Origin of the sequence: Tahibacter caeni (assembly GCF_024609805.1) — a bacterium.
Lineage (GTDB): Bacteria > Pseudomonadota > Gammaproteobacteria > Xanthomonadales > Rhodanobacteraceae > Tahibacter > Tahibacter caeni.
Genome location: NZ_JANFVR010000003.1, coordinates 42,366 through 52,685 on the forward strand (window position 1 = coordinate 42,366; position 10,320 = coordinate 52,685).

12 protein-coding genes are annotated in these 10,320 nt (G+C 69.3%); 5 read left to right on the top strand and 7 right to left on the bottom strand.

Going from position 1 to position 10,320, the window contains the following annotated elements:
* Window positions 1-57: 57 nt before the first annotated feature.
* The 5 genes from mutM to NON22_RS00720 are packed head-to-tail and all read right to left on the bottom strand — an operon-like array spanning window position 58 to window position 4,520.
* Window positions 58-870, bottom strand: coding sequence for a bifunctional DNA-formamidopyrimidine glycosylase/DNA-(apurinic or apyrimidinic site) lyase (gene mutM, locus NON22_RS00700; RefSeq protein ID WP_257384966.1), 813 nt, complete (start codon window positions 868-870; stop codon window positions 58-60).
* Window positions 870-1,670: a DUF4340 domain-containing protein gene (locus NON22_RS00705; RefSeq protein ID WP_257384967.1), complete on the bottom strand. Its 801-nt coding sequence runs from the start codon at window positions 1,668-1,670 to the stop codon at window positions 870-872. The genes mutM and NON22_RS00705 overlap by 1 nt, the downstream gene beginning before the upstream one ends.
* 2 nt (window positions 1,671-1,672) lie before the next feature.
* On the bottom strand, window positions 1,673-3,025 hold the full coding sequence (locus NON22_RS00710; RefSeq protein WP_257384968.1) for a GldG family protein: 1,353 nt from the start codon (window positions 3,023-3,025) through the stop codon (window positions 1,673-1,675).
* Window positions 3,025-3,780 carry an ABC transporter permease gene (locus tag NON22_RS00715; RefSeq protein WP_257384969.1) on the bottom strand — a complete coding sequence of 252 codons (756 nt, stop codon included), beginning with the start codon at window positions 3,778-3,780 and terminating at the stop codon, window positions 3,025-3,027. The genes NON22_RS00710 and NON22_RS00715 overlap by 1 nt, the downstream gene beginning before the upstream one ends.
* A complete protein-coding gene (locus NON22_RS00720; RefSeq protein WP_257384970.1) occupies window positions 3,777-4,520 on the bottom strand; it encodes an ABC transporter ATP-binding protein in 744 nt (247 codons plus the stop codon). The genes NON22_RS00715 and NON22_RS00720 overlap by 4 nt, the downstream gene beginning before the upstream one ends.
* A gap of 170 nt (window positions 4,521-4,690) precedes the next feature.
* Here NON22_RS00720 and NON22_RS00725 point away from each other — a divergent pair, with 170 nt between their 5' ends.
* From NON22_RS00725 to NON22_RS00735, 3 genes are all read left to right on the top strand, one after another.
* A complete protein-coding gene (locus NON22_RS00725) occupies window positions 4,691-5,887 on the top strand; it encodes a DesA family fatty acid desaturase (RefSeq protein ID WP_257384971.1) in 1,197 nt (398 codons plus the stop codon).
* Between the two features lie 157 nt (window positions 5,888-6,044).
* The gene (locus tag NON22_RS00730; protein ID WP_257384972.1) at window positions 6,045-6,416 is read left to right on the top strand and encodes a hypothetical protein; all 372 of its coding nucleotides are present in this window, start codon (window positions 6,045-6,047) and stop codon (window positions 6,414-6,416) included.
* Between the two features lie 103 nt (window positions 6,417-6,519).
* Window positions 6,520-7,890, top strand: coding sequence for a hypothetical protein (locus NON22_RS00735; protein ID WP_257384973.1), 1,371 nt, complete (start codon window positions 6,520-6,522; stop codon window positions 7,888-7,890).
* A gap of 93 nt (window positions 7,891-7,983) precedes the next feature.
* Here NON22_RS00735 and rpmG read toward each other — a convergent pair whose 3' ends face one another.
* Together rpmG and rpmB are read right to left on the bottom strand one after the other, a co-directional pair.
* A complete protein-coding gene (rpmG, locus tag NON22_RS00740) occupies window positions 7,984-8,148 on the bottom strand; it encodes a 50S ribosomal protein L33 (RefSeq protein WP_257384974.1) in 165 nt (54 codons plus the stop codon).
* Between the two features lie 12 nt (window positions 8,149-8,160).
* Window positions 8,161-8,397: a 50S ribosomal protein L28 gene (rpmB, locus tag NON22_RS00745; RefSeq protein ID WP_255914953.1), complete on the bottom strand. Its 237-nt coding sequence runs from the start codon at window positions 8,395-8,397 to the stop codon at window positions 8,161-8,163.
* A 317-nt stretch (window positions 8,398-8,714) separates the two neighbouring features.
* Here rpmB and secB point away from each other — a divergent pair, with 317 nt between their 5' ends.
* On the top strand, window positions 8,715-9,200 hold the full coding sequence (gene secB / locus NON22_RS00750; RefSeq protein WP_257384975.1) for a protein-export chaperone SecB: 486 nt from the start codon (window positions 8,715-8,717) through the stop codon (window positions 9,198-9,200).
* A gap of 4 nt (window positions 9,201-9,204) precedes the next feature.
* Complete coding sequence (locus tag NON22_RS00755; protein WP_257384976.1) at window positions 9,205-10,221, top strand: NAD(P)H-dependent glycerol-3-phosphate dehydrogenase; 1,017 nt, start codon at window positions 9,205-9,207, stop codon at window positions 10,219-10,221.
* The last annotated feature ends 99 nt before the right edge of the window (window positions 10,222-10,320 follow it).

Genomic DNA, 10,320 nt, shown 5'->3' on the forward strand with positions numbered 1-10,320 from the left:
TGGGCAATACGCAAGCCGGGGCGCAAGCATGAAATCGGCGCCGCGCGGCGCGCGGGCTCAGCGCTGGCAGCGCGGGCAGAAGAAGGTGCTGCGCTGGCCCAGGGTCACGGCCTTGACCGGTGTCGCGCAGGTCTTGCAGGGCTCGCCGGCGCGGCCGTAGACGAACAGCTCCTGTTCGAAATAGCCGGGCAGGCCGTCCGGGCTGATGAAGTCGCGCAAGGTCGTGCCGCCGCGGCGTATCGCATAGGCCAGGATGCGTTTGACCGCCTCGGCCAGCGCGCGATAGCGCGCCCGCGACACCTGGCCGGCTGCGCGCGCCGGATGGATGCCGGCGGCGAACAGTGCTTCGGCCGCATAGATGTTGCCGACGCCGACGACGATCTTCTGGTCCATCAGCAGCAGCTTCACCGCGCATTTGCGGCCGCGCGAGACCTGCCAGAGATAGTCGCCGTCGAACGCGTTGGACAGCGGCTCGGGGCCGAGGCCGGCCAGCAGCGCGTGCACTTCGCCGGGGTCCTGCCAGAGCTGGCAGCCGAAGCGGCGCGGATCGGTGTAGCGCAGCACCTGGCCCGAATCCAGGCGCCAGTCGACGTGGTCGTGCAGACCCGGCGGCGTCGCCTCGGGCAGCACGCGCAGCGAGCCGGACATGCCCAGGTGCAGCAGCGCGCTGCCGGCCTGCGTGTGCACGAGCAGGTATTTGGCGCGGCGCTCGATGTCGTCGAGGCGCTGGCCCGGCAGGCGTTCGCGCAGGGCTTCGGCGATCGGCCAGCGCAGCTGCGCCTGGCGCACGACCAGGCGTTCGACGCGGCGGCCGATCAGGTGCGGCGCGAGGCCGCGGCGCGTGGTTTCGACTTCGGGCAATTCGGGCATCAGCGGGTCGCCGGCGCAACGCCGGTCGCGGCCGGCAACAGCTGCTGCATCTGGGGTTCTTCGAGCGGATATGCCAGCGCCGGCGCCTCGCGCAACGCGACGTAGCGGCCGTCGTCACGTCGCCAGACGCGGAACGCGATGCGGCTTCCCTGCGCGTCGGCGAGCTCGACGGCGACCGCGCCGGCGGCCGGCGCCTCGGGCGCGACGACCTGGCTCGTGGTCACGCGGTTCCAGGCGGCGACCAGTTCCGGATGCGCCTGACCGTCGACGCGCACTCCGGTGAGTGCAGCCAGCGGCGCGGCCAGCCGATGGTCGATTTCCGATTCGGCCGGCGCGAGCAGCCAGCCGCTGAAACGGTCCGGCAGCAGCGCGATGCCGCCAGCCGTGCGCACGTAGCGGTCGCCGCGGATCGCGTCGGTGATGCCGAATTCCAGGCGTAGCGCATCGACGTCGAGCAGCGCCTGCGGCGGCGAAAGCCCTATGCGTGCCGCCTCGAAGCGATCGGCCGCGTAGCGCTGGCGCGGCGCCGCTGACGCAATCGCGAGCAGGCGCGCGACGGCGTCCTCATGGGCCGGCATCCGGTACGGCTCCGTCATCCACCACTGCCCGTCGCGGCGCTCGAACACACGCGTCGGCTTGTCGCCGGCACTGACGCGCAAGTGGGTCACGCTCGCCGTGTCCACGACGGCGAGCGGCCCGCCGAGGCCGGCCTGTTCGCGACGTATGACGAGGCCGACGGCGAGCGCGGCAAGCGCGACGACCGCCGCCAGCACGAAGTTCTGACGCGTGCGCCGGCGCATGCTCAGCGCCGGCGCCGGCGGCGCCAGGCCGTGACGATGCCGATCGCGCCCAGAATCAGCGGCAGTACGACGAGCAGACCCAGGCCTATCAGGGCGAGCCGCGTCTGCGACAGCTGGATCAGTCGGTCCGGTGCGCCACGGTCGGGAATCTCGATCAACGCATCGTCGGCGAGCAGCCAGTTGAACACGCGCTGGCCGAGCTCGCGATTGCCGCCATTGCCGAGGAAGCGGTTGGACAGGAAATCGCCGTCGCCGACGACGACGGCGCGCTGCTCGCGCCGGTCCGGCCGCGGCGACAGGCGCGACAGCGCGAAGCCGAGATCCAGCGGGCCGCGCATTTCGTCGGTATCCGGATCGAAGCGTATCGTCGCCGCCGATTCGCCGGCCTTGGGTATCGCGCCGGTTTCGTTCCAGCTCTGCGCGCCGCTGCGCAGCAGCGGCTGCACCTGCCAGCGCGGCTGGGTCAGCTGGGCCAGCGCGACGGCCTGCGGGAACAAGGTCGTCGTTTCCAGGCCGCGCGTGATCGGGTGGTCGGGATAGCGGCTCAGTGCGACGAAGCTCGGATCGCCCAGGCCGATACTCGCGCCGGCGCCGTCGACGAGCGTACCCGGCAGCACGCGCACCGACAGCGTATCGGCGAGGCTCGCGAGGCCGGTGTTCTCGCCGGGTTCGGCCAGCCAGAGCACGGCGCCGCCGCGCTCGACCCAGTCGACGATTTCCGCCGCGACCGGCGCGGCCACGGCCGTGCGCGGATCGGCGATCACGAGCAGGTCGGTATTGTCGGGAATGCGCGCGCCGCTGCCGAGCACCAGCGGCACGCAGCGCACGCCTTGGTTCAGCAGCAGCGCGGTGAACTGGGCCAGATCCGCGTCGGCCGCACCGTCGGGCTTGCGTTCGCCGTCGCCGGACAGGAATGCGACCACGTGTTCCTGCGTACGCGACAGGCGCAGCAATGCATTGGAGAACTCCTGCTCGTTGAGCCGCTGCAGCCGTTCGTTGCGGCCGCGATAGCGCAGCTCGATCTCGCCGTCGACGCGCACGCCGAGCGCGCGCATCGCGGCCGGATCGCTGGCCGGATCGACGAACTGCAGCGCGATGTCCGCCTTGTGCACGCGGTAGCGGGCGACGAATGCGGCGATCGCGGCGCGCAGGTTGCCGCTTTCGCCGGCATAGGAAATCACCTCGACCGGCGCGTCGAGGCGCTGCAGCAGCTGCACGCTCTGCGGCGCCAGGGAAGCGCTCTGCGCGGCGCTCCAGTCGTAGCGGAAACCGAAGCGCGTGCTCAGGAAGCCGACGAGCCCGGCCAGCGCGAGGCAGAGCAGCGCATGCAGCAGTCGTCCGAATCCGCCGCGCATCAGTCGGCGCTCCGCAGACTGGCGAGCTGGCGCGCGGTCAGCGCGAGGAAGACCGCGGTGACCAGGACGAACCAGAGCAGATCGACGCTCGCGACGACGCCTTCGCTGAGCGGACCGAAATGCGTCGGCAGCGCGAGCCAGTTGATCAGGCCGTGGTTGACGCCGGCCGCGCGGGCGCCGAGGTCGATCACGCAGAACACGATGTTGATCAGCAGCGCCAGCGCTGCGGCGAGCACGGGCTGGGTCGTCACGCTCGATGCATACAGCGCGATGGCCGCGAGCGCGGACGCATGCAGCACCAGCGCGAGCCCGTTGGCCGCGAGGCGGCCGAGATCGAGTGCCGTGCTCCCGTAGAGGCTCAGCGGCAGCAGCGCGGTCAGCGCGATCAGCAGCAGCAGCCAGACGTACAGCCCCAGCCATTTGCCGATCGCGATGGCGCCGTCACCGACGCCGGCGGCGAGCAGCAGACTCAGCGAATGGGCGCGGCGCTCGCCGGCGATCAGGCGCGAACCCAGCAGCGGCACGAGCACGATCAGCACGATCGCGAGCCAGCCCAGCGCCGGCGCGGCGACCTGGGCGGTCGCGGCCGCGCCGGCCGCGTTGCCGGTGGTTTCCTGCAGGCGCAGGAACGTGTCGAGACGGCCGAGGAAGATCCAGGCCAGCAGGCCGATCACGCCGGCCAGCAGCAGCCACGACCAGGCCTGCACGCGGAGCCGGCGCCATTCGTGGGCCGCGATGACGAGCGCGGCGCTCATGCGGCGGCCATGTCGAGATCGGCCGCGATGCGCAGGAACAGTTGCTCCAGCCGCGCCGTTTCGCCGGCCGTGACCGGCGCGTCGTGGCGCTTGACGCCGCGATGCAGGATCGCGATGCGATCGCAGCAGGCTTCGGCTTCGGCCAGCAGATGCGTGGACAGGATCACCGCATGATCGGCGCGCAGCGCGCGGATCAGCTCGCGCATGCGCAGCGACTGCACCGGGTCCAGACCCGAGGCCGGTTCGTCGAGCACGACCAGCGCGGGCTGGTGCAGCGACGCCTGGGCGATGCCGACGCGCTGCTGGAAGCCCTTGGACAGCTGAATGATGAGCTGCCGGCGCACGTCGCCAAGATCGCAGCGTTCGATCTCGCGAGTCACCGCTGCTGCCGCGTCGCGGCGCGGCAGGCCGTGCAGCCGCGCGCAGAAGGTCAGGTATTCGGTGACGTCGAGTTCCGCATGCAGCGGCGCGCGTTCGGGCAGATAGCCGATGCCGCGGCGCGCGAGTTCCGGCGCTTCGTAGAGATCTTCGCCGGCCAGCCGCACTTCGCCCGAGTCGGGCGCGAGCACGCCGGCGATCATGCGCAGGGTCGTGGACTTGCCGGCGCCGTTGACGCCGAGCAGGCCGAGCACTTCGCCGCGCGCGACGTCCAGGCTCAGCGCGTCCACGACGCGGCGTCCCGCGAGCGTGCGCGAGATGCGGTCGGTACGAAGCGTGGGAACGGAGACGGGGTCGGTCACAGGAGCCGGATTGTGGCCAAGGAGCCGCGCGAGCCACAAGCGCGCGGTTCAGAATCGGAGCAAAAACGAACGTTTGCGTGGGTGGCACTTGGTTTGCTTCACGTAGTCCCCACAAACGACGTCGCGTATAGTCGTTGCTCTGCCTTCCCTTCCTGCTGGTTCCTTAACTTATGTTTAACGCCGTCATCGAGTTTCTGACCGGGGGTCTGACCCAGGCCAGCTGGCCCTGGCTGGTCGGCTACTTCATCCTCGTCACGCAGCTCACGATCTTCTCGGTCACCCTGTACCTGCACCGCAGCCAGGCGCACCGCGGCGTGGACTTCCATCCAGTGCTGAACCACTTCTTCCGCTTCTGGGCCTGGTTCTCCACGGCCATGGTCACGAAGGAATGGGTCGCGATCCATCGCAAGCATCACGCCAAGTGCGAGACCGACGAGGATCCGCACAGCCCGGTCATCTTCGGCATCAAGAAGGTGCTCTGGGACGGCGTCGATCTGTACCGCCAGGCACGCCGCCAGAGCGAGACCATGGACAAGTACGGTCTCGGCACGCCGAACGACTGGCTCGAGCGCCGCATCTACTCGGCCATGCCCGAGGTCGGCCCGACCCTGATGCTGTTCCTGAACTTCGCGCTGTTCGGCCTCTGGGGCGTCGTGATCTGGGCCTGCCAGATGATCTGGATCCCGTTCTGGGCCGCCGGCGTCGTGAACGGCCTCGGCCACTGGTGGGGCTACCGCAACTTCGAGAGCAACGACACCGCGACGAACCTGAGCCCCTGGGGCCTGATCATCGGCGGCGAGGAGTTGCACAACAATCATCACGCGTTCCCGAGCTCGTCCAAGTTCGCGCTGCGCAAGTGGGAGCTCGACATCGGCTGGATCGCGATCAAGTCGTTCGAGACCATCGGCCTGGCCAAGGTGCTGCGCGTCGCGCCGTCCCTGGACGTCCGCCCGAACATGCATCTGCCCGACAGCGACACGATCAAGGCGCTGATCGCGCACAAGTTCCAGGTCATGACCGACTACTTCGGCGGCGTCATCGTGCCGACCCTGCGCGAGGAAGCGGCCCAGGCCGGCAACAACCTCAAGGCGCTGCCGCGCCGTCTGCGCAAGGCGCTGTCCAGCGGCGGCCGCTGGCTCGACAACGACGCGCGCGAACGCCTCGGCCAATGGGTCAAGGAGCGCCCGACCATGGCCACCGTCATGGAATACCGCGGCCGCCTGCACGAACTCATGGAAAGCCGCAACGGCGAGGCCATGCTCGAAGGCCTGAAGCAGTGGTGCCGCGAGGCCGAGGCCAGCGGCATCCGCGTGCTGCAGGAATTCGCGGCGCGCCTGAAAGGCTACTCGCTGGTCGCCGCGCACTGAGTCCGGCGGGTTCCGCATCGCAACACAAAAAGGCGCCGCGAGGCGCCTTTTTGCTGGGCGCGCCGGAGCCCCGAAACCGGATTGTGTGACGGATTGCGCAGAACCCCCGGGCCCTTACACAATGCGGCCGCGCATGTCGCGCACTAGGGGAAAACTCGTGAAAAAACTTTCCGGCTTGCTGCTGGCGCTCGTTGCCGCCTTCGCCGCGTCGGGCTCGGCCAGCGCCGATTCCAGCGATTCCAAGGTCGTCATCAAGAACAAGTCCGCCTGGGCCATCCATGAGCTGTACTTCTCGCCGACCGACGAACGCGAATGGGGCGCCGACCAGCTCGGCAAGCACACGATCAACACCGGCGACAGCTTCACCCTGTCCGGCATTCCCTGCCGCGCCTACGACGTGCGCCTCGTCGACGAAGACGGCGACGAGTGCATCGTCGAGGACGTCGGCATCTGCGCCAGCAACAACACCTGGGTCATCGACGACGAAGACCTCGTAGGCTGTCAGGCCAAGACGCAGGAAGAAGACTGAGTTCGACCCGCATCGGCGCCGCCGCGCGGCGCCGATCTCCCGCGGCGGCCGCAATCGCCGCCGCGCCGTTACACTCGTGCGTTTCCGCGCGGAGCGCACGGCCGTGAATCGCACATCTCCTGCAGCCTCGACCGAATCGGCCAGCGCGCAGGAACGCCGCATCGCCTTCGAAAGCCTGCGCGAACGCACCGACGAGCTGGAGCTCATCATCTCGGGCATCAGCCTGCTCGCGCTGCTGGCCCTGCCCGGCTGGCTGTTCGACCAATGGGTGCGGCTGGAGCTGCATGCGGAAGGCCAGCGCCATCTGCTGCTGTCGCTCGGGTTCCAGCTCGCGAGCGGCCTGAGCATGACCATGGCCGGCGCCTTTCTCCTGCACCTGGCCGTGCGCGCCTACTGGGTCGGCCTGATCGGGCTCAAGGCGGCGTTTCCGGCCGGCATACGCTGGGACGCGATCCGCAGCATAGGGCCGATCACGCGCGACTATCACCGGCGCACCGTCGTGGACCTGGACTCGGCCATCGATGCGGCCGACCGCGCCGCGTCGATCGTGTTCGCGCTGGTCAGCCTGGTCGCGCTGTCGGTGTTCTGGATAGGCGGGCTGCTGGCCCTGATGACCCTGCTCGCCATCGGCGTCAGCACGCTGTTCGGCGCGCCCCTGGAGCCCAGCGCGAAAGTCGGCGCGATGGCTTTCGGCGTGCTGTTCGTCTTCATCGTGCTGCCGCAGCTCCTGCTCGACAACGCGTGGCTGTCGCGCCGGCTGCAGCAGCCGGCGCCGGACTGGCGGCGCCGTTTCGTCGAGCTCCTCGTGCGCCTGCAGAGCGTGGTGATTCCGCAGCGCCTGGTGCTGCCGGTGCAGCTGTCGCTGGAAAGCAATCTGCCGCGCTGGATCTTCACGCTGATGTTCCTGCTGCTGGTCGGCGGCAGCGCGCTGCTCGGCCGCGCACAGGAGACCGCCGCGCGCGAGTTCGCGCTGGTCTCCAGCTATGCCTATTTCGGCGACGCCGATGCGGACGAGGGACTGCGCAGCGCGCACTACGAAAACCTGCGCGGCACGCACGACGCGCTCGCGCGCGTGCCGCTGATTCCGGCCGACATGATCGCCGACGGCCATCTGCGCCTGTTCCTGCCGTATCTGCCCGATCGCGACAACGCGAGCCTGCGCGCCCGCTGCGGTCCGGCCGAAGGACAGGCGCAGCGCCGGGCCTGTCTGGCCGGGCTCTGGCAAGTCGAGATCGACGCGAAGCCGGTCGACCTCGGCGACTTCCTGCCGGCCGAACGGCGCGACCTCGGCCAGCGCGGACTGCAGGGCTATCTGAGCCTGGCCGGCTTCGCGCCGGGCCGGCACGAGCTGCGCGTGCGGTGGAACGGCGAGCCCGCACCGGCGGCAGGCTCCGGCGCGAAAACGCCCGGGTACCGCATTCCGTTCTGGTTCTCGCCGCCGTATCAGCAGGATCTCGCGCCGGCCGCACCGTGACGGCGGCCCGGCGACCGGCGCCGGAACGCAGGCAAAAAAGAACCCGCCGGGCGGCGGGTTCCGAAGATCTTGCGATTGCCTGGAGTGTTGCGATTACTTGATCTTGGCTTCTTTGTACGCCACGTGCTTGCGCACGACGGGGTCGTATTTCTTGACCTCCATCTTGTCCGGCGTGTTCTTCTTGTTCTTGTCGGTGGTATAGAAGTGGCCGGTGCCGGCGGTGGAGATCAGGCGGATCTTGTCACGCTTGGATGCCATGGTTCAGTCTCCTCAGATCTTTTCGCCACGAGCGCGGAGCTCGGCGACGACGACCTCGATACCTTTCTTGTCGATGGTACGCAGGGCGTGGTTGGAAAGGCGCAGCTTGATCCAGCGGTTCTCGCTCGGCACCCAGAAGCGGCGCTCGTGCAGGTTGGGCAGCCAGCGGCGGCGGGTCTTGTTGTTGGCGTGCGAGACGTTGTTGCCGCTCAGCGCACCCTTGCCGGTAACTTGGCATTTGCGGGCCATACGTACCTCATCAATGTCGGTTGTGCCGCCCTTGGCCAGGGCGGTATCGGCCAGCGGCATGCGGTGCATGCCACGCGTAGCTGGAAGGCGCTTGCGTCAGCTGGACTGCGCGGAAAGCCGGAACGCGTGCCGGATTTCCTGGCCCGGGTCTGCCGGGCGCCGCAAAGCGAGCCGCGCTTTATAGCAGGCCGCGGCGGCCGCGGCAAGTCGGCCGGTCCGGTAAGGCTCCGGGCAAGGCCGTGGCGGCGCTGACTCGATTTCATCGAGTTATGGGATACTCCCGCTCCTTTTCCCCAAGATCGACACCGGAGACAACCATGACCGACAACGCCGCCAACGGCCAGGCGCCTGCCCAGCCGCAGCTGTCCGTGCAGAAGCTCTACATCAAGGATTCCTCGTTCGAGGCGCCGTCGGCTCCGCATATCTTCCAGGAACAAGGTCAGCCGCAGATCCAGCTGCAGCTCGGCCAGCAAGTCAATGCGCTGGCGCCGGAAGTGTTCGAGGTCGTGCTCAGCGTGACGGTGACCTGCAAGCTCGGCGAAAAGACCGCCTACCTCTGCGAAGTGCAGCAGGCCGGAATCTTCGGCGTCGCCGGCTTCGACGACGCCAACCGCGACGCGGTGCTCGGCAGCTACTGCCCGAACGTGCTGTTCCCGTATGCCCGCCAGTCCATTTCCGACATGGTCCAGGGCGGCGGCTTCCCGCCGTTCTTCCTGCAGCCGATCAACTTCGACGCGCTGTATGCCGAAGCCCTGGCGCGCCGCGCCGAAGGCGGCGCCGACGCGCCGGCACTGAACGCCTAAGCGCATGACCGCGCAGTCCCGGGTCGCCGTCCTGGGTGCCGGCTCCTGGGGAACCGCGCTGGCCAGTCTGCTCGCTCGGCATGGCGTCCACACGACGTTGTGGGGACGCGATGCCGCGGCGATGCGGGCGATGGCCGAAACCGGCCGCAACGCGCGCTATCTGCCGCAGAGCCCGCTGCCGGCCGAGCTGCACTACAGCGCCGACCTCGCCGCGAGCGTGGCCGACGCCGACTGGATCCTCGTCGTCACGCCGAGCCATGCCTTCCGCGAGCTGATCGAAACCCTCGCGCGCCTGCCCGCGCGCTTCCGCGGCCTGGCCTGGGCGACCAAGGGCTTCGAGCCCGGCACCGGCCGCTTCCTGCACGAACTCGTCGAAGAAATCCTGCCGGGCCAGCCGGCCGCCGTCGTGACCGGCCCCTCGTTCGCGCGCGAAGTCGTCGACGGCCTGCCAACGGCCGTGACCGTGCATTCCGACGACGCCGAATTCGCGCAGACCGTCGCCGAACAGCTGCACGGTCCGACTTTCCGCGCCTATACCGGCAGCGACATGCTCGGCGCCGAACTCGGCGGCGCGATGAAGAACGTGCTGGCCGTCGCGACCGGCGTCGCCGACGGCATGCAGCTCGGCCTCAATGCGCGTGCCGGACTGATCACGCGCGGGCTCAACGAGATGCTGCGCCTCGGCGTGGCGCTCGGCGCGCGCGCCGAAACCCTGATGGGCCTGGCCGGCCTCGGCGATCTCGTGCTGACCTGCACCGGCGACCTGTCGCGCAATCGCCGTCTCGGCCTCGCGCTCGGCCGCGGCACGCCGCTGGCCCAGGCCGTCGCCGAAATCGGCCAGGTCGTCGAAAGCGTGCAGACCGCCGACGAAGTCATGCGCCTGGCCGAGCGCCACGGCGTCGAGCTGCCGATCGCGCAGAGCGTGCAGCGCGTGCTGCACGAGGAAATCACGCCGACCGAAGGCCTGCGCCTGCTGCTCGCGCGCGAGCAGAAGCCCGAATACCCCGAGTCGTTTCCGTAAACGCACCCGCGGCCGCGCGCCGCGGGCGCAGGGCCGCGCAGCGGCGGCTCCCGGCCGCCGCTGCGCGTGCGATCACGACTTCGCCTTGCCCTTGGCCTT